Here is a 22333-nt window from a genome sequence, read left to right on the forward strand (position 1 = left end):
CTAGTAGAAAGAAGGCAAAATATGCTTAATAATAAGAAGTTAATTGGAATTCTTCTGGGTGGGATTGTCATTAGCAGTTTAATCGCTTATTCTCTTTTCAATGGAACGAATAATGTGGTCAAAACAGCTGTTAATGAAACAATCTCCTGGACCGGCAGAGTATTTTCTGAACCAGTAAGCATGGTGGTTCAGTTTGTGAATTCTGTGGACGATTTAGTCAATACTTTTGAAGAAAATGAAGCACTCAAATCAAAAATTGATAAATCTTATGAAATGCAAGTGCGTATTGCCGATTTGGAGACTGAAAATGAAAAATTACGACAAGAACTTGACTTGTCAGAAACTCTTTCTAAATTCACCAGTATTCATGGTACTGTTATTTCAAGAAATCCTGATCAATGGACAGAAACCCTTATTATCAATTTAGGCTCCAAACAGGGTATGGAAGAAAATATGGCTGTTATGGCTGGAAACGGTCTGATTGGACGTATTATAGAGGTATATCCTTCATCTTCTAAGGTTCTTTTATTAACTAGCAACCAATCAAAAGACGGTATGGTATCGGCTCGTGTTCAAACGGATAAAGATGGATCTTCTGCAATTGGTGTGATCAGTGACTATGACCCGAAGGACAAAGAATTCATCATGACTCAAGTTTTGCCAGATGCTAAAGTAAAAGCGGGAGATATGGTCATTACTTCTGGTTTAGGGGGGGTAATACCATCCTCGCTCTTTGTTGGAGAAGTTACCCAAACAGAAATGGATGCCCAAGGATTATTCCAAACGGTAAGAGTAAAACCGGCTGGAGAGATGACTGATATTCGATTTGTAACAGTGATCTTACGTGAAGGAGCTCAGCAAGATGAATAATTTTTCGACTAAATTTGGCTATCAAAGAGAAAGAAACATTGTGGGTATTGTTCCACTTGTCTTACTCTTTGCCTTAGTAATCGATTCAGCCCTGCCCTCTATCTTTCCCACAGCCTTTTTAGGAAATGAACAAATCATTGTTTCACATCTACTGCTCTATTTTATTGTAACCTTTTCCTTTTATTTACGTAATACTTCAATTATGATCTATGCTTTCTTTATAGGGTTAATAGCAGATGCTTATAATTCAACCATTTTAGGCCTATACGCCATTCTTTATTTTCTCATCGCATATTTTATTCTTTCAATCAGGCGTCACTTTCCACGCAACGCTATTATCCATATGATGTTATTTATCGTTTCAATAACTATTATTGATTTCGTTGTTTATCTTTTCTATCAACAAGTAGGACTAAGTAGGCTTCTTTTTGAAGACTATGTTGTGATGCGTTTAGGACCAACTCTAATCTTTAATATGGCCTTAACCTTTTTCATGTATCTTCCTAATCGGTTGCTTGTGCGTTGGTTAGGTTATGATGATCATATTATCTTTTAAAAGAAGATCGGGAACTATTTCCCGGTTTTTTTACGCATTTGAAATAAAATGTTATAATTAAGAGAATAAAACAACAAAAGAGGAGGAATTATTATGGCGATCAATCACTCTTTATTAAAAGATGATTTATATCAAGCGGTAAATGGGGAATGGCTAGAAGAAGCGGTGATTCCTTCAGACAAACCAGCTACAGGTGGATTTATGTCATTAGCCGAGAAAGTTGAAGAAGTTTGTTTGAAGGATATCAACGCGTTAGTTGAAGGCAAACTAACTACTACGGATCCTTTAATGTTAGAGTTTATCAAGCTTTATAAAAAAGCACTTGATTTTGAACATCAAGAGAAAGACAATTTGGCAGAAGCTAAAGACTTTTTAAATAGTATCCTTTCACAAGCAGATTATCAAGCTATTACAGCTAAAATGGTGGAACTATTAAACTATAAATTACCTTCGTTAATTAACTTATCCGTTGAACCAGACATGAAAAATGCGGAACAAAATTGCCTTTATATGGATGTCCCAAGGTTAATTTTGCCAGACACTCCTTATTACGATGAAGAAAATGAAAAAGGACAATTTCTTTTGAACATATACCAAAAACAAAGCGAAGAATTATTAATAAGTCTTGGTTATAATAAGGACCAAAGTCAACAATGGGTAAAAAACTGTATAGAATTTGATCGTAAATTAGCTAGCTATCAGAAAACACAAGAAGAATTAGCGGACTATACCCAAAATTATAATGCACGATCCATTGCTGAAGTGAAAGATTATTGTCAAGAAATTGCAATTGATTCTTTTATTAAGCAGATTATCAAAGAAGTGCCAGAAAAAATTATTGTTACTCAACCTTCTTTTTTTGAACATCTAGATGAAATTGTTCAGTCGGATAATATTGAACTTCTTAAATCTTGGATAATAGTAAGCACAATTAATGACCTATCCGGAGTGTTAGGTGAAGATTTTCGTTTAAAAGGCAGTGAGTTTTCATTGGCTCTATCGGGAACGCCTGAACCGATGAAAGCGAAAAAATTTTATTTTTACCTAGTAAGGGATCTGTTTGATCAAGTGATAGGCACCTATTATGGCAAAAAATATCTAGGATTCGAAGCTCGTAGCGATATAGAGAGCATGGTCAAAGCGATGATTGAAGTTTACAAAAAAAGATTGGAAAAGAACCAATGGTTAAGTGATGAAACCATTCAATTAGCAATTAGAAAGTTAGAAAAATTTAACTATCTAATTGGCTTTCCAAACGATTATCCAGAATATTATAAAGACTTAAAAGTGAATGCAGAGAGCTCTCTTTTTAAAAATTGTTTATCGTTAAAGAGGATTTATCAAAAAGACCATTTTTCACAATACAAGCAAGCGGTGGACCGAGATAAATGGTTGATGCCAGCAGATAGAGTGAACGCCTATTACAATCCCACTTTAAACAATATTTGTTTCCCAGCCGCTATTTTACAAGCTCCTTTCTATAGTCTGGATCAATCAAGAGCGGCGAATTATGGAGGAATTGGAGCTGTCATAGCTCATGAGATTTCGCATGCTTTCGATAATAATGGCGCTAAAATTGATGAAAATGGTAACTTGAATAACTGGTGGGCTGAGCAAGACTTTGAAGCTTTTAACCAAAAAGCTCAAGCGATGGTTGATCAATGGGATGGTATGCCGTTTGGCCAAGGGAAAGTAAATGGCAAGTTAACCGTTTCTGAAAACATTGCAGATGGAGGTGGTTTGACAGCTGCATTAAATGCCTTAAAAAATGAAGGAGAAACAGATTATAAGGAGTTCTTTATCAATTGGGCCCGTATTTGGTGTCAAAAAGCGCGTCCAGAGTATGAATTAATGTTGCTTCAAGTAGATGTTCATGCACCGGCAGAATTACGCGCCAATGTCCAAGTGAAGAATCTTGATGAATTTCATGAAACATTTGAAACGTCAGAAGGGGACGGCATGTGGCTAGCTCCAGAGGAGCGCGTTCGCATTTGGTAATTTACCAAAAATATCTTTCCTTAGAATTATTGACAGTCTAAAGCAATTCTGATATCCTACTAATGTTGTATTTGTGTAGCACCACAACTGCAACCGCTCATCCTTGAGTTTAAGTGCATTAGCCACTCAAGTTGGCGAGTCTAAGTGTAGGTATTTATACCGAAAATCTAATAATAGGAGGTGCTTGAATGTACGCAATTATAAAAACAGGCGGCAAGCAAATTAAGGTAGAAGAAGGACAAACAATCTTCGTTGAGAAGCTAGACGTTGCTGAAGGCGATAAAGTGACTTTTGATGAAGTCGTTTTAGTAGGTGGTGAAGGTGAAACAAAGGTAGGTTCACCATTAGTTGCTGGAGCAAGTGTAGAAGCGACTGTTGAGAAACAAGGACGCGAAAAGAAAGTGGTTACTTTCAAATATTTACGTCGTAAAGATTCTCACCGTAAGCAAGGACACCGTCAACCATACACTAAATTAACTGTTAACGCGATTAAGGCTTAATCATGATTCAAGTACAAATCAGCCTTTCAAAAGAGGGTCAAGAAGTTAAAGCAATCGAAATGACAGGACATGCTGGTTATGGTGAACATGGACAAGATATTGTCTGTGCCGCAGTATCTAGCCAAGTTATTTCAGTAGAAAACTCTCTTTACCAACTCTTGCAAGTGCCTGTAGAAACCACTGTTAATGAAATGGAAGGTGGTTATCTCAAGCTCGTACTACCATCGATTGAACAAAAGAAGTTAAAACATGATGTGCAACTTTTGATGCGTCATTTAATTTTAGCTTTAGAAGTGACAGAACAAGCTTATCCCGAATATATCCAGATTAAACAAACTATACTATAGGAGGTGCTCTCTATGTTGAAATTAGACTTACAACTATTCGCTACTAAAAAAGGTGGAGGTTCTACTCAGAACGGTCGTGATTCCATTGCTAAGCGTTTAGGCGCTAAAGTTGGCGACGGTGAAGAAGTAACAGGTGGATCAATTATCTACCGTCAACGTGGAACAAAAATCCATCCAGGCGAAAATGTTGGCCGTGGTGGCGATGATACATTATTTGCAAAAATTGATGGAATCGTTAAATTCGAACGCAAGGGTAAAAAAGCTAAGAAAGTTTCAGTTTACCCAGTAGCTGTTGAAGCTTAATCGAAGTTTTTAAAATGCCTAACATCTTAAAAGCAGTCCTAGTTAAACTAAGACTGCTTTTTTGTTTGTCTAATGATTTGTTGAAGTGACAGTTAAGCCGTAGTCATCATTGGTCGTTTATTTCAATTTCTTTGAATGCTATATTATAAAAGTCTGTCTTATCAATTAAAATAATACTTTTTGATTCTTTGCTTTTATCGGCTATTAACTCATCTTCTGTTGACTGTTTAATTGCTCTTTTTTGATTGAAGTATTTTCTCAAATTTTGAAATTTCTTCCTCTAGTTTTCTGCTTTCTTTTTCCCTTGCGCAAAGCAGTTGTGTCACCCGAGGTCATCATGCTCACCAGCCGTAAAAGCCTCTTTCATTTCACTTCCTCTTTAAATAGTTGATGGCTAAAATATTTCCAGTAATTTAAAGTGACTATTCGATGGGGAATATAGCTAAGAAGCATAAATAAATTTCTAATTATAATGTAACTTTAAGTAATAAAAAGGAAATGGTTTTCTTTTAAAAATAAAGGCATAACTTTTTTAAAATAAAAGGAGGCTGTGACATTAGTCAGCCTCCTTTAAAGTACAATATGGGTGCGTATGATTCTTTAATTCCAAATTAAAAGATCTAAATAATTCTGATACTCTTTAGGAAAATCGATTCTAAAGAGTGACTGGCTTTGTCCGGTGTTTAAATCGTAATAGCCATAATATTTCTTGCCAGAATCATTGAGGGAGAGAAGAGATGGCCCCTTACTGTTATAGTCAATCACTTGAATATCTAGCCCAACTTCCAAAGATTCAAAATGTTCAATCGGAATCTCACCGATATAATTATCTTCCTTTATTGAGTAGCGGCCAAAGTGAGGCTTATTTTTTTGATATTCGATGATATAAATATGGTTAGAGTCAGCAGTCAGGATTTCGAAGCTATTTGAACTTGGAATGGTTACTTTAGTTTCTTGCCATGATTGGTCTTTAAAATCAAACAGAAAGAAGGGACCATTCTCGTCATTTTCAAGATTATAGCTAGTTTGAATAAAGGGAGCATCAAGAGAGAGGTTACTACTTAAGAATGGACTATTGAGCCAAACATCTTTAGCTAGAGTTTCCTCATCACTATATACAGTATAGTCTTCTTCATTAATGAGTTTAAATTGGTTTTCTTTGTTGACTTCATCAAGTTGGTAAATTGTAATTTTGTTTTTAAAGGAAAATTTGTCGCTATTGCTGTTTCCCGATTCGATATTGTAAAGACACATTAGATAATATTTACCATCAACTTGTCGGATTTGAACATTTTGCAGATAGATTTTATTCGAGTCCTTAATTGAAGTTTTGATTGTAGGAATATCTTTGATAAGCTCCTTTTTATTTGTAAAGTCTAAAAAGTGAACTTTGATGGGTTTTTCTTCATTAGAAAATAAATCACTTTCAATCCAGAAATAGTGCTTATCTCCTTGATAGATTTGTTCTAGTGAATCTATTCCTTTGAAAAAGTTGGGGGCTTCTTTAGCTAATGCTTTTAATTCTTTATTTCCCTCAAAATCAAGGCTTTTGAATCTAAGATTTGAACGACTCAACTGAAAATCTCCACTTTTATTTTGGAACATTTCTTCTGGCAGAGAGAAGAAACTGTTTTGACTACTTAGTCGGACATACTCTTCAGGTAGATTGGTTAGTTTTTCATCTCCTTTTATTGAGGTTAATTTCCCAATAATCGGCGAGTTAAGACCATAGAGACTTCCTACTAATAAGATTAAACCCATGCCAATGATTGCAAAGTATTTAATCATTTGTTTATAATAATTCATCTTTCTACCTCCTTTAAATATGCAGATCTTTTGCGACATATTGACTGCCAATCCAGTAAGTGATACTTCCTACAAGGATAAAACTGAGTGGATAAAACGCATGAAACTCGAGATTAGTAGGTAGCATACCAAAAGCTATGAGTTTTCCAGTAAGATATGTTCCTGCTACTAGGATGAGCAAGTAGAGGACAGACCATTTCCAGGAATAGGCGCGTTCAAGCAGTACAAATAGAAGGGTGATTGGAATCAAGGCAAGCCAGGCTAAGATATTAACAAGCGATACCCAGATGGATTCGGTGAAAAGATTGGTGAAATAAGAAAAGTTGAAAACGAGATAGAGGGGCATATCATTTGAATACCGCTCTTGTAAGATCATTTGTAAGAGAAAATGAAAAACATATACCGTAAAATAAACGAATAAAATATTCAGGAAAAAATAAAAGACGAGGCTTAGAAATTTTGCATGGTAGAGGCTGGAGCGTTTAAAAGGACCAGCTAACCAGCGAGAAATCATTTTACCTTGGCTAAACCAATCTTTTAACCAGACTAAAAGGGTCGCAATGGCCGTACTAATAACTCCGATAATAAAGGCGATATTTATGATATTCAGCAATATACTTGGCTGAATAACCATATTTTGTTGAAAATTGCTTTGTATATTATTATTAATAGAAATTAAGGATAGGATTAGATAGATTAAAGCGATGGATAACCAGTAAAGTTTCTGTCTTTGTATTTCAAAATAAGTTAAACTTAATATTTCTTTCATTTAATTTAACTCCTTTCTTAACCATTCAACTAAGGATAGTTCTTCATTTTCACGCATATCTTCTAAATAGATAGAGTGTTTGATTTGGCCCTCACTCATTAAAACGGCTCGGTCGATAAAGTGTTCGACATCGTAAAGTTCATGAGTGGTTACTAAGACACCACAGTCTTTTTGGATAAATGAACCAAAGAGTTCAAGAATTTCTTCCCGGCTAAAGACATCGATGCCAGCAAAGGGTTCATCTAACAGAAGATAATCTGCCTCTAAAGATAAGCCTAACATTAAATTAAGTTTTGCTTGATTCCCCTTGGATAGTTCTTTAATGCGCTTACTATCTTCTAATTGGAAAAAATCTTGGATATCTTGTGCTCTAGTAGGATTCCAAGCAGGATAGAGATTGTACATAAATTCTTTGCATGCTTTAACCGTCATCGAAGGGGGAAAGTTGAGGTAATCGGGAACATGCCATATTCTAGCTTTAGCATCTCGCAATTTTATTTCATCAATATAAATTTCCCCTTGATAAGGCAAAAGTCTGGCAATACAGTTAATGAGGGTCGATTTTCCTGTACCATTAATGCCGATCAATCCAGTGATTTCACCTGGTTTAACTTCTAAATTGATGTCTTTAAGGACCTTATGCTTACTGAAAGACTTGTTGAGGTTTTCGATTTTAATCATGGTTAATGGTCTCCTTTTTAATTTGATAGCTATGGGTAAGGCGTTGGATGATATCTTCTAATTGCAAATCCATGGGAATTAAAACATCGACTAGGTTTTCGATGGCTTGATCAATGGATTCATATTTAAGTTGAGAAATTAATTGCGTGTCAGTTGTTATGGTGCTAGGTCTTTGAGCTTGAGTAACAATCATACCTAAGTCCTCCATTTCTTTAAATGCCTTTTGAACGGTATTGGGATTGACTTTCCATTCCTTTGCTAATTGTCTTCTTGAGGGCAATTGATAACCCGGCGTATATTTGCCTGTGATGATCTGATCTTTTACCCAAGTAATAATTTGGGTATAGATGGGTAGATTGGGTGCAAGTTTCATTATTTTACCTCCATTAAAGCTTTATTATATTCCAAGATGTGTCCCACAATCATAATACAGCTTGTTTAAGTGTATTATACGAGCCATACACTTTTAAGTCAAGGTATGAAGGTAAAAATGCAAGTAAAAGATGAACGGAATGAATGGTGATAAAGATTTAAGCAAAAGTCAAGCTAAGCTATGGTATGATGAAGGAGAAATAATATTTATGAAGGAGGAATGTTATGGATTTATTAGTCGATAAATTAAAAGAAGTGTTAGCTTCTGTACTGCCTATTATACTTATAGTTGTGATCATTTCATTGACCATGGTCAATGTGTCGGCAGATATGATGATTCGTTTTTTAATAGGGGCTGTCTTTTTAATTATAGGTTTAACGATCTTCTTATTTGGTGTGGAAGTTGGTATGAGTCCTATAGGAGATTTGATGGGGAAAAGTGTAGCAGATGCTCCCAATATTTGGGCCATTACAGGGCTAGCCTTTGTAATTGGTTTTTCGGTCACGGTCGCAGAACCTGATTTACTTATTTTAGGCCAACAGGTGGCTGATGCGATGGGAGGAGCTCTTACTTCAACGGTGATTGTTGCAATGGTCTCACTTGGTGTCGGCTTCTTAATTGCTTTTGGTATCGTGCGGATTTTGTCTTCCTTTTCGATTAAGTATTTTTTCTTAATTGCTTATGGGTTGATCGCCTTAATGGCCTTATTGGTTTCTAATGATTTTATAGCCATTGCTTTCGATGCGTCAGGTGCCACGACAGGTGCCTTAACCACACCTTTTATCTTAGCATTGTCAGCGGCTGTTTCATCTCGTAAAGGGGGGCACATGGCTGAGGAAGATTCTTTTGGTTTAGTAGGTGCCATGAGTGTCGGGCCAATTTTAGCAGTTATTTTATTATCAGTTATTACAGGAGTAAGTTTCCAAGGGCAAGCAGAAGTTTATCGTTATACGGAGGGAATTATTGCCCCATTCTTTTTGGCTATTGGACACACCTTGCTTGAGTCTTTAATGGCCCTCGCTCCCTTAGCCATTTTGTTTGCGATTATGAATTGGAAACAATTTAAGCTCAAAAAGCGTGAACTCAAACGGATTATCAAAGGGGTTACTTACACTTTGATTGGACTGGTTCTCTTTCTAATAGGTGTCAATCAAGGCTTTATGGATATGGGGCGTTTTCTAGGTAATATGTTAGCGCGTGACTATCAGGCATGGTTACCCGTAATTGGTTTGATTATGGGCTTGGTGATTGTTTTGGCTGAGCCAGCCGTTCACGTATTGGGAGACCAAGTTGAAGCGGTAACGGGTGGTTTTATTAAGAATAAACTTTTACTTGTCTTTCTATCTATTGGAGTAGGCCTAGCTGTCAGTGGGTCACTGGTTCGTATCCTAGTGCCTAGTATTCAAATCTGGTATTATTTATTACCTGGCTTTCTTTTAGCCATCTGTTTATCCTTTTTTGTAGATGATTTATTTGGAGGGATTGCTTTTGATGCGGGAGGCGTAGCTTCCGGACCAATGACGGCAACTTTCATCCTGTCCTTTGCACAAGGGGCAGCGGATCGGATTCCAACGGCAGATGTGGTAACGGATGGCTTTGGTGTCATCGCAACGGTTGCAATGGCGCCAATCGTCATGATATTATTACTCGGAATCATCTATAAGTGGAAATTAAAACAAGAAAAAATAGCATAGGAGGGTATTTATGCAGACAGTCTTATTTTTTGCAATTGTTAAGAAGGGTACAGCCTCCTATTACCTTGAGCAGGCACGCCTGGCAGGAGCCACCGGTGGAACGATCTTTCAAGCAGAAGGAACAGTTGCCAATCCTTTCTTAGATTTATTAGGTTTGAATGATTCCAAGCGTGAAGCCTTATTGATGTTGGTTGATCATTCAAATGAAGAAAGAATTCATCAAGTCTTAACCGAAAAGTGTGAATTACCTAAAAAAGGAAAGGGCATTCTCTTTTCAATTAATACAAGTAGTGTCTATGGCAGTCACCAGTTAATGCATGAATTTAATGAGGGAGGTCAAGAAATGAGTAAGTATCAATTAGTAGCTACAATTGTTGATCGTGATTCAGGGGATGAAGTAGTGGAAACTGCTCGTGAAGAAGGAGCAGGTGGAGCAACTATCCTCCATGGTCGAGGACTAGGTTCGAAGAAAGCTCCTAAGATTTTTAATGTTCAAATTGAACCGGAAAAAGAGCTTGTCTTAATGATTGTTGAGACACAAAAAGTGCCTGAAATCATTGAAAAAGTTTCTAAAGCCATGGATATTGACCAACCGGGTAAGGGAATCCTTTTTACTATCGATGTCAACGATGTAAGCGGGCTTTTCCAACAAATAAACTAATTATGTAAAACTAAAAAAGTGGATTAAGACGAATGATTAGCTTATGATACATTTATTAAAAGGGAAAAATGACAAAAGAAGTTTGTCGTAACACCGAAAATAAAGCTATTTAATATAGTATCAATTCGAAAAGCCATTTTTTGAAAAAATAAATATTAAAAAAGCAAGATGAATTAAATTAATAATTTATCTTGCTTTTTAGTATTGCTAAATTTTTGCTAATCTTATGATACCTCTAAATAAAAATTGTAATTTAACAGGAGCGACAGTATATATTTTTTTAGCACCTGTCCATGATATATATCCTTCATATTTTATGCCGTTCCTATACTCTACATACCATTGTTTATAGGATCTAGGGACCGGACCCGGGACAGTTGGTACCACTTTCCATACTTCTACAAAAAGAGTACGCGGAGGCCAAACTTTCGACCTGAATATATAATCCTCTTTTGTTACATCTGTATCTTCAGTAGAAACAGATTGTGTAGTAATATAATCCTCTTTTGTTAGATCATTATCTTCAACAGAAACAGATTATGTAGTTATATAATCCTCTTTTGTTAGATCGTTTTCCTCAGCAGAAACAGATATAGTTGATAGACCTAAAAATATAGTTAGAATTAATATTGATTTTATATAATTATTTTTTTTCATAATTATTTTCCTTCCTATGTTTTTTATCTACAAAATAAAATAATGAATACACAAACACAAATCCTATTATTCTATACAATAAGTTATCAAAAAAATATGAAATCGTTAATTTCCCTTGGAAAAATGTTATTAATACGCTTACCAAAATATATACTCCTACAAAAAGTAACTCATTTATTATTTTGTTTAGTTTCTTCATAAAATTCACCTAATGATCCTTTTAAGTTACGATTATTGTAAATAATTGTATTGATAACGAAATCCTCTTACAACAAATACTCTTGCATAGTCAGAAAAACCGATAGCACCAATAGCTCCACCTATAGCCGCTGCTGCAAGTTTAAATTGTGGAGGTAACAACATAAGTATAAATCTTGTTGCAACTCCCGTACCAGCTCCACCTAGAATACTAAACGTTGACGCACTTATATACATCCACATTACCTTTTGATGCTTTTCCATGCCATACCAACTTTGTTACCCCGTTACTTTGTCTTCTTAACATGCTAGTACTATCATTTGAAAATTTAGAAGTATCTATTCCTAGATCATTAAAATACTTTATAAGTTTATCATCTGTGATAGTTACAACTGTCTCATCACCATTTTCCGAAGTGTCAAAATACTCTGAATTTTCTTTATAAAAATCCATTACAACATTATCATTAACATTAGCTGTTTCCTTTATTGAAGTACTTGCATGGGCATTAACATCAAAATTAAAGAGAGAACTTACTATTATCATTAAACTTACTGCTATCACACTCAACTTATTCTTTGCACACATCAACACCAACCATCTTTCAAAAATTTATTGTTGGTAGTATACACAAAAAAATCAGATATAACAATCCTTTTTTTAAAAAATATAAATAATTAAATTTGTTTTATAAAAATTTATTGTTTTTAACTTAAATAAAAGTCTTAACAAGAGAAAAAATATACCATCATTACTTTTGCAAATTATTAGGAATGGTAACTCAGCGCTGTCAATAACTATTGAAACAATAAAATAAATTAATGATTGATTATAATTTACTAAGATTTTAAAAACCTACTTGAAAGTGATTACATTCTTGTCAAAAAAGGGTATAATATCCTTGATAGTAAAGGAGTGGTGGCAATGGTAAAAAAAGTAATGGACTATTTTGAAATAACACCGAAAGGGATTCTTTATTCTGTTTTGATAATGACTTTAGGTTGCATTGTTTATGCCTATGGGGTTAATTATTTCCTCATTCCTAATCATTTTGGTAATGGTGGTGTAACGGGTGTTTCTATGTTGGCCTATTATTTACTTAAAATACCAACCGGTACAAGCAACTTCATCGTTAATGCCATTTTATTAGTGGTTGGATGGAAATACCTAAGTAGGCGAACCTTGCTTTATACAATTTATGCTTCAACTTGTTTAAGTTTTTGTTTGAACCTTATCCAACCCGATCCTTATATTGCAACAAATATTATTATCCCTGCTGTAGCAGGTGGTGTGCTATTGGGAGCAGGTATTGGTTTAGTTCTTAGAGGCAACGGGACTACTGCCGGAACGGATATTGTTGCTATGATTATGCAGCAGTATCTAGGAATCAGTTTCTCTGCTGGTTTGTTAATGTGTGATATGCTAGTCATTTTAGCTTCAAGCTTCATCATTGGTGTAGATATGACGATTGTGACAATCATGATGATGTTTATTGCGAGTCAGACCGTAAACTTTGTGACAGATGGGGTCAACCGTCGAAAGTCCGTGATGATATTCTCCTCTAAGAAAGAAGAAATTGCGGATATAGTAATTAAAGAGATGGTGCGAGGTATCACTGTATTTAGGGCATATGGTTACTATTCTAAGCAAGAAAGGGAAGTCTTACTGGCAATAGTGAATCGTAATCAGGTTGTTCAATTACAAAGATTAGTGACTCAAATTGATCCCAAAGCCTTCGTCACTATTTCAGACGTTCAACAAGTGATTGGCGAAGGATTCACCTTCTTTTCCTATGAAAGTCCACACAAAAATAGATACCATTAACCATTAGTAATTAACTGATCTAACGAACTCGATTGAAAGGTGAAGCCCCTTTTTAATCGAGTTTTTATCTTGCTACATAAGGAAATAAATAAAGAAGCTAATAATATTTCCCTGCTTCAAAAGCAATGGATACCATTGATCGAGCTGTGCTCTTTAATCCAGCCATCTTAGCATTGGATGAAGTACGTTCTTCAGTCGATAGTTTTTTAGAAAGATTAAATGAAGAAGGTATGGATAAGGTAAGGGAGGGGGACCTCCTTCGTAATGCCTTACCGCTTATCGACTATTTGTAATGCCGATATTATCTTGTTGATGAAGAGTGGTAATATTAGTGAAAAAGGAAACATGATTTGCTTTAAGTAGCTAATGGGTGTTATGCAGACGGCTATTAAAGTCAGTTTGCTAATCAAGCTTAGAAAAAAGCTCACTCAAATGAGTGGGCTTTTTGAATAGAAAGATGGATAGCACTAAAATCCTAGCTTGATAGGCTGGGATTGAGGGTAGAACTTTAATCAACATAATGATACTGATATTGGTAAATGCGAATTAAATGGTTGCGCTTATCGGTACGCACCTTGAAAACAAAAGTGTGAGTACGTTGGTCGAGACTGTGTTTTTGAGGGATACGAAAATAATTAATGGTTGATGCCGACATCATTCGTAATAACTCATCCTCTAGAAAAGCAAGAGGAACTTTCAGCTTAGAATAACGATAGAAATCCTCTTGAAATCGTTGATAATTTTCACTGAAATAATCAAATTGTGTTTGATTATGGTGGTAGCCATTGGTTTTCATTATTCCACCTCCTCAGCAAGTGTAATATCGATAATTTGTTCAAAAGCTAAAAGGAGATAGTTTCTAGAAAGGGGGTCTTCAATCGCACAATGGTCTAGATTTAGCTCTTTAAGAGTGCCGGTAAATGATTGGTGGGCTTTATTTGGATGATTGCCTTGATAAATAAGGCTAATGGAGAGTTTTTGAACATAGGCTTGGCTGAGTAGAAGAAATTTCTCCTTAGGAGACAGTCTGGCCGGGCTTGAGTCAGTAAAGCTGTGTGACAGAGCAGAGCTATGTTCTGATAAGAAAAAGCCCATCCATTTAGCCATTTTGCGATCTTGATATTGACGTGCAGCTTTAGATGATAAGTAAGACCGATCTACACTCACTCTAAACCATCCAATCCGCCTGCTCCGCCTGCTGCATGACCACCCATCAACTTGCTTCGAGCAATGGAACGAGAACTTTCTAGTAAGGCGCTAGCTTTTAAAACAGAGACGTAGCCAAAACGTTTTCGAATAGCATCTACTGTTTTATCGAGGCGCTCTTCTTTTGATATTTGTCTTGGCTCTTCAAAAAGCGAAAAGTAATGGATGTTTTCTTCTACCAAGCCCGAATAACGAACACCAATATGGCGAACGGGTCCGTTTTTATATTTAGAGCGAAAGAGCTCAATCACAGTGGCTGTTAAGACTTTTGTTTGCTGGCTAGGATCGATTTTGGTTTGAGCTCGAAGAGGAGATAGGTCAACTGCTTTGGAATAACCGACAGAGACAGAGACCAGCTGTGCTTTTTTGCCAGCCCGTCTTAAACGAATGGCCACTTGTTCTGCCATTTCACTTAAAAGCAATTCAATATCTGCTTGCTGAGTATAATCATGTGGTAAAATTTGCGAATTACCGATAGCTTTAGACTTCGGACGATAAGGCTCACTAACTTTACTTTCGTCGACCCCATTGGCATGAAAGAATAATTGCAAGCCAATTACACCGAACTCCTTTTTTAATTGTTCAGGATTAGCATGGGCTAGATCATAAATGGAATGAATCCCTAACTGATTGAGTCGTTTGGCTGTGCGCTTACCAATCCCCCAAAAATCAGTTAAATTTGGAATGGCCCATACTTTGCTTGCAACATCTTCATAGGACCAATTTGCTCGCATGGTCGGCTTCTTTTTAGCCTCGTTATCTAAAGCGAGCTTAGCTAATAAAGGATTGGCATTAGAAAGACCAATGGTTGAAGCGATTCCTGTTTTACGCCAGATATCCAGTTGAATTTTACTAGCTAACATTTCTAATTTGTCTCGACGTGACACCTGACGATCAGGAATAAAGTAGTTCAAAACATGCGTTAAATCAATAAAGCTTTCATCAATTGAATAGGGGAGAATATCTTCTTCAGAAGCATACTGGGTTAACAGCTTTAAAAGGTCGATATTCTTTTTAATATAAAGGTCCATCCTGGGTGGCACAAATAATGAACGTTTGGCCCAAGATTCAATATAACGAACATAGGCAGGATCCGTTCGTAAGCCATTACGTCGAGCGTTGCGATAGTTGAATCGTCGATTATGAAGAGAGAAGGGTAAATCATAAGTTCGTCCCACATTGCTACGCCCAAAAACTTGCTTAAAAATGGGAGAAGAAGCCAAAATCAGACCTTGAGAAGTGTCTGTTTGACTCATGACACAAAGGCTTGTTCTTAGAGGATGCAAGCCACGCTCAACACACTCTACGCTCGCATAGAAGGATTTCATATCGATAAAAGCAATATCAGATTTAGGTTCACGGCTATAATCAATAATAGTCATTACAAATTCCTCCTGTAAGCAACAGTTTAATACGAACGGATGTTCGTGTCAATAGCGAAAATAATTTAAAGAATTTTATGAGATAGGAAACATTTTAAAAAGAGCATTTTATTACTGTTTTTAAAATAAAATTTCTTAAAAAGAGCTACAATTATTACTATTCACCAAAATACAGTAAAAAAATAAGATAATTTAAAAAACGCTTTCATATAACTTTTTTTCGTGTATAATATAAGCATAGTAATAACTCGAGTTTGCTAAAAAATTCCAAATGGAGGGGAAAAAATGTCAGAGAATAAAAATGACAGAATTAAAATCAAAACGGGTTTAGTCGGTCGGTTGCTGATAGCTATTGCAATGGGTATTTTGATTGGGCGTTTGCCATTTGTTCCTGAATGGTTTATTAGAATTTTAGTTACTTTATCTAGCCTGTTTTCAGCCTTTTTAGGTTTCTTTATTCCTTTAATGATTATTGGTTTAGTAACTAAAGGAATTGCAGATCTTACAGAAGGAGCAGGCAAATTACTAGGTATGACAGCTTTAACAGCTTATGGATCAACCCTTATAGGGGGGACTTTTGCTTACTTTGTGGCAACAAGTATTTTTCCTAGTTTTATTACCAGTGATTTAGTCAATAAGATTACTGAAGCAGGAGAAGGAGCTACTCCATTCTTTACGGTTCCGATAACGCCTATTTTAGAAGTTACAACAGCGGTTGTGCTGGCTTTTATGATGGGGCTTGTTATTTCGTGGTTACGGGCTAATCGAAATTCTGGACAGGTACTTTACCAATTGACTGTTGAGTTTGAAGAAGTGGTAGTTAAAGTATTAGAAACGGTAATTATTCCCTTGTTGCCAATTTATATTCTAGGAAATTTTGCAAATATGTCTTATTCTGGATCGGTATTTGCAGTACTATCTATCTTCTGGAAAGTATTCGTTATTGTCATCATTATGCATTTACTTTATGTTAGTTTATTATTCATTGGTGCAGGAAGCTATGCTGGGAAAAACCCATTACGACTCATTAAAAATCAAATTCCAGGTTATATGACGGCAGTTGGGACCCAGTCATCTGCTGCAACTATTCCGGTGAACTTAGATTGTGCAGAAAATAATGGTGTATCTGAAGAAATTCGTAATTTCGTTGTCCCTCTATGTGCAACTATTCATTTAGCAGGTTCGATGATTACTATTACTTCCTGTGCGACAGCCTTATTATTAATGTATGATCTTCCGCACAGCTTTAGTATAATTTTTGGCTTTATCTGCATGTTAGGTATTGCGATGGTAGCAGCTCCAGGAGCACCTGGAGGAGCTATTATGTCAGCTGTACCATTCTTACCAATGGTAGGAATTGTTGGAGATGCTATGCAACAATTAATGATTTCGCTGTATTTAACTCAAGACTCTTTTGGTACTGCAGCGAATGTTTCAGGAGATAATGCCATAGCAGTTTTTATTGATAAAATATATTCCGATAAGATTAAAAGCTAAAAATAGCACTGTAATAAGCTCTTCATTAGTTAGCCAGCGACCTAACTAATGAGGAGTTTTTTAATACTTAAGAATAAATACATTATTCAGACTTTATTTTTAGAAGTAAGAAGCATAAGATAGGAGTATGAAAGTGAGGGATTAATATGGGATGTACAACAATTTTAGTAGGTAAAAAAGCCTCTTATGATGGGTCAACGCTTGTCGCACGAAACGAAGACTCTGTTTCGGGACAATTTAATGTTAAAAAAATGGTCAAAGTCGATAGTCAAGGACATCCGTCTCACTATCGGTCGGTGTTAGCTCACTTAGAAATTGAGTTGCCAAGTGACCCATTAGCTTATAGTATGACCCCTGATGCTGTAGGAGACCAGGGAGTTTGGGGAGCGTGTGGGGTCAATGCCGCAAATGTTGCCATGACTGCGACCGAAACGATCACTTCCAATGCGCGAGTGTTAGCTGCTGATCCATTGGTAACCTACCAAGAAGCTAGGGGTGAGCAGGGGAGCGATAATTATCAAGCAGAAATTCCTGGAGGTATCTCAGAAGAAGATATGGTATCGCTCGTCTTACCTTTTATACGGTCTGCTCGTGAAGGGGTAAAGCGGTTGGCAAGTTTGTTAGAAGAATACGGCACTTCCGAGATGAATGGGATTGCTTTTCAAGATGTCGATGAAATTTGGTGGTTGGAAACAATAGGGGGTCATCATTGGTTAGCTAAACGGGTACCAGATGATTCCTATGTAGTGATGCCTAATCAATTTGGAATAGATTCCTTTGATTTAGAAGATGCATTCGGTCAACAAAAAGAGCATATGTGTTCAGCTGATTTAAAAGAGTTTATTCAAGAGAATCACTTAGATTTATCAAAAGATGGTCCATTTCAGCCACGTTTGGCCTTTGGCTCAAGAACTGCTGCAGATTTAGTATATAATACGCCACGAGCTTGGGTAATGGGACGCTTTTTCAATCCAACAACTTATAAGTGGGAAGGCTCAGAGGCAGATTACACACCACAATCCTTTGATATCCCATGGTCCTTTGTGCCTGAACATAAAATTACTGTCCAAGAAATAAAAGAGATCCTTTCCAATCATTACCAAGGAACCCCGTATGATCCATATCTTACTAAGGGCTCAAGCGAAATGCGAGGCGCTTACCGGACAATTGGAATCAATCGCAATAATTTTTTAGGCCTAACTCAAATTCGGCCTTATATGCCGGAAAACAACCGCAGTCTTCAATGGATGGCCTTTGGATCAAATGTCTTTAATGCCATGATTCCTCTATATCCTCAAGCGAGTGAATTTCCGGCTTATCTCACTCAGACAGATGATCAAATCACAACGGACAGTCTGTATTGGTCTGCTAGAATGATTGCTGCTTTAGCGGACGCACATTATTATCAAACGCAAACAGTGATAGAGTCTTATCAGTCCAAGGTGGACCATCAAGCTTTAGCAATCATTAAAGCCTATGATCAAAAACTTGCAACAAGCCCTAGCTCTCAAAGTCAGCAAGTATGCGAGCAAGCCAATCATAAACTGGTCGCTATGTTACAAGAAGAAACACATCAGACGCTTAAAAAGGTATTAGATATTGCTTCCAATGGCATGAAGAATGCCTATGCTCGATCTGATCAATAAGTTTTATGTCTAGCAAATAGGAACCGACCCCCAACCGTTAGCTTTTTGTCTAACGGTTGGGGGTCTTTTGGTTTGATAAAGTCTGCCTAAGAAGCCAGCAAAAGAAGAGGGTAGCTGTATGAGTGAATAGGGTCTGATTATTAGTTTTTGAGTGATCGGCAATCACATTGGTTTGATAAGCAGATTCAATCATTGTTCTTGTTAATTCAGCAGTTTGAGAATTAGGACGAAAGAGTCTTTTAACGAAGTCAGTCGTTCGCACATTCATAAATGATTTATCGACTGGAAGTGGTTGATAGATTGGACTAGTTAGGGCGCTTAAAGTAATGTATTTTACTTATTTGAGAGGCGCGTCTTTATCATTTATCCAATCGCAACATAAGACTTTGGGAAAGTATCCAACGATTTTTTCTTCTCTTAAGTTAAAAAAGTTCGGTGTTGTTCAATATTTTAGAGATATTATTTTTTATTAAGTATAATGATATGGACTTTATCAAATGTTAGGAGTAAGATAAGATTACATAAATTATTTAATTTTATGTTTTAAGGAGGAATAATATGTTAGGAAAGAATAACGTTACAGAGTTACAAAAGAAAAATGCTAGAAAGAAAAAAATCTATAGTTTAAGAAAATATAGTGCAGGCTTAGCATCCGTTGCTATTTCAAGTATGTTCTTTTTGGGTTCGAATAGTGTTTTAGCAGCAGAAAACACTACGGAAACTTCCCAAATTGAAGAATTAGGATATGATGATAAGGACCAAGGTATTCAACCTCTAAGTAAGTCAGTTGAGGTAAAAAAACAAGTTGAAACCCCTGCAGTCATTAAAATTGATGATGCAGAAATATCGGCTGTTGATCATAGTTTATCAACAGCAATTGTAGAAACTGTAGAATCAGTTGATTCTAACGAGATTCATAGTGAAGAAGTGTTAGCAGAGACTAACAGTACCGAAATGAGTGTGGAATCATCAACTGATGAGAAAACAGTAGAGCAGGAGAGCGTCTCAACTTCTACCCCAGAAACAGTCAGCAGCTTAGTTGAAGAGACAACTGAGAGTTCTACTGAAGAATCTATATCTGCTGAAGAAGAAATAGTTTTAGAGGAAGAGCTAATCATTGATGAAGAAGCCGCTGTGATTGAAGAAAGTGTAGTCAATGAGTCAGACTCCATCGTTAATTCAGAAGAAAAAAGTTTGGGAGAATCAGATGGTCACTTAAGTGAACTTCATCAATTAATTGATGGTGAAATTGATCGCGAGGCGGTGATCCGTCAACAATTAGCAGAGATATACAGTGCTGAAGAAATTGAAGGAATCCTTTCAGGCGTTGATAAAGAGACCCTTCAAAATGCGTCCGCAGAAGTTTTGATGGAGAAAATTACTCAAGCTGGGATTGATTATGCTGAAAAACACTCTGGCTTTCAAATGTTTGCTATCCAAAATGCCACAGGAAGAGATGTAAAGGATTTAATCCAATTTAGTGATTTGCAATTTAAAATACTTGGTGGGGATAACCCAAATGAATTGCAACCGACTTCACAGGGGAAAATTGCGTTTACTGGTAAGTACCAATTAGACAATGCTATTAAAGCAGGCGATTTTTTTGATGTTAACTACGGCGATTATGTATTGCCTGGAGGCATAGATGTACCTCGAAATAGTGTTCATTTGCTAGATAGTCAAGGCAATTTAATTGCACAAGCATTTTATGATCCGGAATCCAATACCACTCGTTACATATTCACTCAATATGTGGATCATAACAAGGATATAAAAGGATCTTTTAATGATCAACTGGTGGCCAATCGAGATACAGCTGTAGTTGATAAGAAATCGTATCCTGTTACAGTAACTATTGGAAATCAAACCAAGAGTCAAGATATAATTGTGGATTATGGAAATAATAAGAATAGAAAAGTAGTTCAAGCAATTAGTGAATTAGGGAAAGATTCACAGGGTCGGAAGTTATTTAAATATACTATTTATCTAAACAATGGTGGGGAAGAAGTTGGAAGGTATTCAGATATTCGACTTTTAGCTGATAAATTCCATATTGACCCTGATTCGTTGGAAGTTCACAAAGTGAAACCTAAGAAATCAAATAATTCAGCCTATCCTTCTCAAATTATGCGCGATAGCCTAATCCCTGACCTTAATGGCGATAGTGAGAATTATAGGGTAACTAAAGAAAAAGGTAACATTTTGAATGACGGCAATAAAAGCCGTATCCATTTAGGAACAATGTTAGCAAATGAACGTTACATAGTCACTATGACTTTTGTAGAGGATGCGCCAGGTGCTTCTGATGTACTTGAAAAACCAAGAGTAACCACTTATCTTCATAAGGACGCTAATCCAAGCGGCAACCCTATTGCTCAGGGTGGTTCATTTATAGGCAAAACAAGTGTATCCTCTACAGGTGAAAGTACAGAAGAAACCGGATCATTCATAGAACATCATATTTATCAAACAAAAAAATCAGACGGTTCGATTGTGATTGATTTAAAAGATGATAAGTCGGCTCAAACTGGTAAATGGAACGAGTTTTATCGAACGCAAAAACAAGATAAAGAGGGCTATCAACTTGTTGAGATAAAAAATTTAATTAACAATCCAAAATATAATGAGGATGGTAGCCCTGCTACAGGAAGTTATAAACCAGAGAAGACAATTGAAATAACCTATGTGTATCAAAAAGACGAAACTCCAACGCCTGAACCCGATCCTAATCCGAGTGTCAAAGATGAACTTTATGAGATGACAGTTGAAGATGAAGGTTTTGGTTCTGTGTTCCAATATAATAAAGACTTAGCTCCTGGAACTATCAAAAAGGTTCAAGAGGGTCGATCTGGTAGATATCGTGTTTTATATAAGCATGTTAACCCAGAGGAAATACCAACACACTCAGATGGAAGTTTTTATGAAAACTTTGTAGAAATAAATGGAAAATATTGGCAAGAAGTTTCACGTGAGACGATCCAAGAAGCCAGACCAGACATTTTCCAATATAATTTCGTAACGATTACTGAAACAATTAAAAAAGAAGACGGTGGGGTAGAGATTCATTATAATGATGGAACGACTATCGTGATACCAGGGCCTGAAAAACCTGCTGATCCTGAAAAACCACTTTTACCATCCCAACCAATTGTGGAAATTACTCCGGGTGAAGAAGATGGGCGGAATGGTAATTATGTTACCATTAAAATTTACAATCCAAACACTGATGTCTATGAATCTGATAAAACTATCTTTATACCAGATGGATCTGATGGACAAAATGGTCAAAATGGTCAAGATGGAAAATCACCAACTGCAGAAGTCGTAGATAATGGCGATGGTACTCATACCATTACGATTACCA

General features: G+C 36.3%; 23 protein-coding genes and 1 other annotated feature. Of the genes, 13 read left to right on the top strand and 10 right to left on the bottom strand.

Annotated elements, in window-relative coordinates:
- Positions 1-21 precede the first annotated feature (21 nt).
- The 6 genes from mreC (at position 22) to rpmA (ending at position 4574) form a co-directional block, all read left to right on the top strand.
- Positions 22-870: a rod shape-determining protein MreC gene (gene mreC, locus ACQV2O_RS03400; RefSeq protein ID WP_428874989.1), complete on the top strand. Its 849-nt coding sequence runs from the start codon at positions 22-24 to the stop codon at positions 868-870.
- Positions 863-1426, top strand: a complete 564-nt coding sequence (gene mreD / locus ACQV2O_RS03405) for a rod shape-determining protein MreD (RefSeq protein WP_428873893.1) — start codon at positions 863-865, stop codon at positions 1424-1426. Before mreC ends, mreD begins: the two co-directional genes overlap by 8 nt.
- A gap of 93 nt (positions 1427-1519) precedes the next feature.
- On the top strand, positions 1520-3424 hold the full coding sequence (locus ACQV2O_RS03410) for a M13 family metallopeptidase (protein ID WP_428874990.1): 1905 nt from the start codon (positions 1520-1522) through the stop codon (positions 3422-3424).
- Between the two features lie 81 nt (positions 3425-3505).
- Positions 3506-3576 (top strand) — a sequence feature (ribosomal protein L21 leader region).
- Positions 3577-3612: 36 nt separating this feature from the next.
- Positions 3613-3924 (top strand): 50S ribosomal protein L21, encoded by a 312-nt coding sequence (rplU, locus tag ACQV2O_RS03415; RefSeq protein ID WP_258436143.1) that lies wholly within the window; start codon positions 3613-3615, stop codon positions 3922-3924.
- Positions 3925-3926: 2 nt separating this feature from the next.
- Positions 3927-4271, top strand: coding sequence for a ribosomal-processing cysteine protease Prp (locus tag ACQV2O_RS03420; RefSeq protein WP_428874991.1), 345 nt, complete (start codon positions 3927-3929; stop codon positions 4269-4271).
- A 12-nt stretch (positions 4272-4283) separates the two neighbouring features.
- Positions 4284-4574 (top strand): 50S ribosomal protein L27, encoded by a 291-nt coding sequence (gene rpmA, locus ACQV2O_RS03425; protein ID WP_090290150.1) that lies wholly within the window; start codon positions 4284-4286, stop codon positions 4572-4574.
- A gap of 600 nt (positions 4575-5174) precedes the next feature.
- On the opposite strand, the gene ACQV2O_RS03430 is transcribed toward rpmA, so the two are convergent.
- The 4 genes from ACQV2O_RS03430 to ACQV2O_RS03445 are packed head-to-tail and all read right to left on the bottom strand — an operon-like array spanning position 5175 to position 8203.
- On the bottom strand, positions 5175-6380 hold the full coding sequence (locus ACQV2O_RS03430) for a hypothetical protein (protein WP_428874992.1): 1206 nt from the start codon (positions 6378-6380) through the stop codon (positions 5175-5177).
- A gap of 13 nt (positions 6381-6393) precedes the next feature.
- The gene (locus tag ACQV2O_RS03435) at positions 6394-7149 is read right to left on the bottom strand and encodes a hypothetical protein (RefSeq protein WP_428874993.1); all 756 of its coding nucleotides are present in this window, start codon (positions 7147-7149) and stop codon (positions 6394-6396) included.
- Entirely contained in the window at positions 7150-7830 is a 681-nt protein-coding gene (locus ACQV2O_RS03440) for an ABC transporter ATP-binding protein (RefSeq protein WP_428874418.1), read from the bottom strand. It lies immediately after the preceding gene.
- A complete protein-coding gene (locus ACQV2O_RS03445) occupies positions 7823-8203 on the bottom strand; it encodes a GntR family transcriptional regulator (protein ID WP_428874994.1) in 381 nt (126 codons plus the stop codon). The genes ACQV2O_RS03440 and ACQV2O_RS03445 overlap by 8 nt, the downstream gene beginning before the upstream one ends.
- A 224-nt stretch (positions 8204-8427) precedes the next feature.
- Here ACQV2O_RS03445 and ACQV2O_RS03450 point away from each other — a divergent pair, with 224 nt between their 5' ends.
- Both ACQV2O_RS03450 and ACQV2O_RS03455 read left to right on the top strand, forming a co-directional pair.
- Positions 8428-9897 carry a DUF1538 domain-containing protein gene (locus ACQV2O_RS03450; protein ID WP_428874995.1) on the top strand — a complete coding sequence of 490 codons (1470 nt, stop codon included), beginning with the start codon at positions 8428-8430 and terminating at the stop codon, positions 9895-9897.
- A gap of 10 nt (positions 9898-9907) precedes the next feature.
- Positions 9908-10558, top strand: a complete 651-nt coding sequence (locus tag ACQV2O_RS03455) for a P-II family nitrogen regulator (RefSeq protein ID WP_428874413.1) — start codon at positions 9908-9910, stop codon at positions 10556-10558.
- 888 nt (positions 10559-11446) lie between these two features.
- Here ACQV2O_RS03455 and ACQV2O_RS03460 read toward each other — a convergent pair.
- Both ACQV2O_RS03460 and ACQV2O_RS03465 read right to left on the bottom strand, forming a co-directional pair.
- Positions 11447-11578 carry a hypothetical protein gene (locus tag ACQV2O_RS03460; RefSeq protein WP_428874996.1) on the bottom strand — a complete coding sequence of 44 codons (132 nt, stop codon included), beginning with the start codon at positions 11576-11578 and terminating at the stop codon, positions 11447-11449.
- A 46-nt stretch (positions 11579-11624) separates the two neighbouring features.
- Complete coding sequence (locus ACQV2O_RS03465; protein WP_428874997.1) at positions 11625-11960, bottom strand: hypothetical protein; 336 nt, start codon at positions 11958-11960, stop codon at positions 11625-11627.
- Positions 11961-12338: 378 nt separating this feature from the next.
- On the opposite strand from ACQV2O_RS03465, the gene ACQV2O_RS03470 reads away from it, so the two are divergent.
- On the top strand, positions 12339-13238 hold the full coding sequence (locus tag ACQV2O_RS03470; RefSeq protein ID WP_428874998.1) for a YitT family protein: 900 nt from the start codon (positions 12339-12341) through the stop codon (positions 13236-13238).
- Between the two features lie 125 nt (positions 13239-13363).
- A complete protein-coding gene (locus ACQV2O_RS03475; RefSeq protein ID WP_428874999.1) occupies positions 13364-13531 on the top strand; it encodes a hypothetical protein in 168 nt (55 codons plus the stop codon).
- Positions 13532-13746: 215 nt separating this feature from the next.
- On the opposite strand, the gene ACQV2O_RS03480 is transcribed toward ACQV2O_RS03475, so the two are convergent.
- Genes ACQV2O_RS03480 through ACQV2O_RS03490 form a run of 3 tightly spaced genes read right to left on the bottom strand, consistent with a single transcriptional unit; the run spans position 13747 to position 15826 of the window.
- Positions 13747-14034, bottom strand: coding sequence for a DUF5960 family protein (locus ACQV2O_RS03480; RefSeq protein WP_428875000.1), 288 nt, complete (start codon positions 14032-14034; stop codon positions 13747-13749).
- Positions 14034-14405 carry a hypothetical protein gene (locus tag ACQV2O_RS03485; protein WP_428874405.1) on the bottom strand — a complete coding sequence of 124 codons (372 nt, stop codon included), beginning with the start codon at positions 14403-14405 and terminating at the stop codon, positions 14034-14036. The genes ACQV2O_RS03480 and ACQV2O_RS03485 overlap by 1 nt, the downstream gene beginning before the upstream one ends.
- Positions 14402-15826: a Y-family DNA polymerase gene (locus ACQV2O_RS03490; RefSeq protein WP_428875001.1), complete on the bottom strand. Its 1425-nt coding sequence runs from the start codon at positions 15824-15826 to the stop codon at positions 14402-14404. The genes ACQV2O_RS03485 and ACQV2O_RS03490 overlap by 4 nt, the downstream gene beginning before the upstream one ends.
- A 285-nt stretch (positions 15827-16111) precedes the next feature.
- On the opposite strand from ACQV2O_RS03490, the gene ACQV2O_RS03495 reads away from it, so the two are divergent.
- The gene (locus ACQV2O_RS03495) at positions 16112-17323 is read left to right on the top strand and encodes a dicarboxylate/amino acid:cation symporter (RefSeq protein WP_428874403.1); all 1212 of its coding nucleotides are present in this window, start codon (positions 16112-16114) and stop codon (positions 17321-17323) included.
- Positions 17324-17469: 146 nt separating this feature from the next.
- Positions 17470-18969 carry a C69 family dipeptidase gene (locus ACQV2O_RS03500; protein WP_428875002.1) on the top strand — a complete coding sequence of 500 codons (1500 nt, stop codon included), beginning with the start codon at positions 17470-17472 and terminating at the stop codon, positions 18967-18969.
- A 49-nt stretch (positions 18970-19018) separates the two neighbouring features.
- Here ACQV2O_RS03500 and ACQV2O_RS03505 read toward each other — a convergent pair whose 3' ends face one another.
- Positions 19019-19297: a hypothetical protein gene (locus ACQV2O_RS03505; protein WP_428875005.1), complete on the bottom strand. Its 279-nt coding sequence runs from the start codon at positions 19295-19297 to the stop codon at positions 19019-19021.
- Between the two features lie 230 nt (positions 19298-19527).
- On the opposite strand from ACQV2O_RS03505, the gene ACQV2O_RS03510 reads away from it, so the two are divergent.
- Positions 19528-22333 (top strand): Ig-like domain-containing protein (locus ACQV2O_RS03510; RefSeq protein ID WP_428875003.1); only part of this gene is annotated, 2806 nt, incomplete at its 3' end.

Origin of the sequence: Facklamia sp. P13055 (genome assembly GCF_050409445.1) — a bacterium.
Taxonomy (GTDB): domain Bacteria; phylum Bacillota; class Bacilli; order Lactobacillales; family Aerococcaceae; genus Facklamia.

Bases quoted from the DNA above. Each gene is read 5' to 3' on its own strand.
- mreC (WP_428874989.1), top strand. From the start codon at position 22: ATGCTTAATAATAAGAAGTTAATTGGAATTCTTCTGGGTGGGATTGTC.
- mreD (WP_428873893.1), top strand. From the start codon at position 863: ATGAATAATTTTTCGACTAAATTTGGCTATCAAAGAGAAAGAAACATT.
- ACQV2O_RS03410 (WP_428874990.1), top strand. From the start codon at position 1,520: ATGGCGATCAATCACTCTTTATTAAAAGATGATTTATATCAAGCGGTA.
- rplU (WP_258436143.1), top strand. From the start codon at position 3,613: ATGTACGCAATTATAAAAACAGGCGGCAAGCAAATTAAGGTAGAAGAA.
- ACQV2O_RS03420 (WP_428874991.1), top strand. From the start codon at position 3,927: ATGATTCAAGTACAAATCAGCCTTTCAAAAGAGGGTCAAGAAGTTAAA.
- rpmA (WP_090290150.1), top strand. From the start codon at position 4,284: ATGTTGAAATTAGACTTACAACTATTCGCTACTAAAAAAGGTGGAGGT.
- ACQV2O_RS03430 (WP_428874992.1), bottom strand. From the start codon at position 6,380: ATGAATTATTATAAACAAATGATTAAATACTTTGCAATCATTGGCATG.
- ACQV2O_RS03435 (WP_428874993.1), bottom strand. From the start codon at position 7,149: ATGAAAGAAATATTAAGTTTAACTTATTTTGAAATACAAAGACAGAAA.
- ACQV2O_RS03440 (WP_428874418.1), bottom strand. From the start codon at position 7,830: ATGATTAAAATCGAAAACCTCAACAAGTCTTTCAGTAAGCATAAGGTC.
- ACQV2O_RS03445 (WP_428874994.1), bottom strand. From the start codon at position 8,203: ATGAAACTTGCACCCAATCTACCCATCTATACCCAAATTATTACTTGG.
- ACQV2O_RS03450 (WP_428874995.1), top strand. From the start codon at position 8,428: ATGGATTTATTAGTCGATAAATTAAAAGAAGTGTTAGCTTCTGTACTG.
- ACQV2O_RS03455 (WP_428874413.1), top strand. From the start codon at position 9,908: ATGCAGACAGTCTTATTTTTTGCAATTGTTAAGAAGGGTACAGCCTCC.
- ACQV2O_RS03460 (WP_428874996.1), bottom strand. From the start codon at position 11,578: ATGTTGTTACCTCCACAATTTAAACTTGCAGCAGCGGCTATAGGTGGA.
- ACQV2O_RS03465 (WP_428874997.1), bottom strand. From the start codon at position 11,960: ATGATAATAGTAAGTTCTCTCTTTAATTTTGATGTTAATGCCCATGCA.
- ACQV2O_RS03470 (WP_428874998.1), top strand. From the start codon at position 12,339: ATGGTAAAAAAAGTAATGGACTATTTTGAAATAACACCGAAAGGGATT.
- ACQV2O_RS03475 (WP_428874999.1), top strand. From the start codon at position 13,364: ATGGATACCATTGATCGAGCTGTGCTCTTTAATCCAGCCATCTTAGCA.
- ACQV2O_RS03480 (WP_428875000.1), bottom strand. From the start codon at position 14,034: ATGAAAACCAATGGCTACCACCATAATCAAACACAATTTGATTATTTC.
- ACQV2O_RS03490 (WP_428875001.1), bottom strand. From the start codon at position 15,826: ATGACTATTATTGATTATAGCCGTGAACCTAAATCTGATATTGCTTTT.
- ACQV2O_RS03495 (WP_428874403.1), top strand. From the start codon at position 16,112: ATGTCAGAGAATAAAAATGACAGAATTAAAATCAAAACGGGTTTAGTC.
- ACQV2O_RS03500 (WP_428875002.1), top strand. From the start codon at position 17,470: ATGGGATGTACAACAATTTTAGTAGGTAAAAAAGCCTCTTATGATGGG.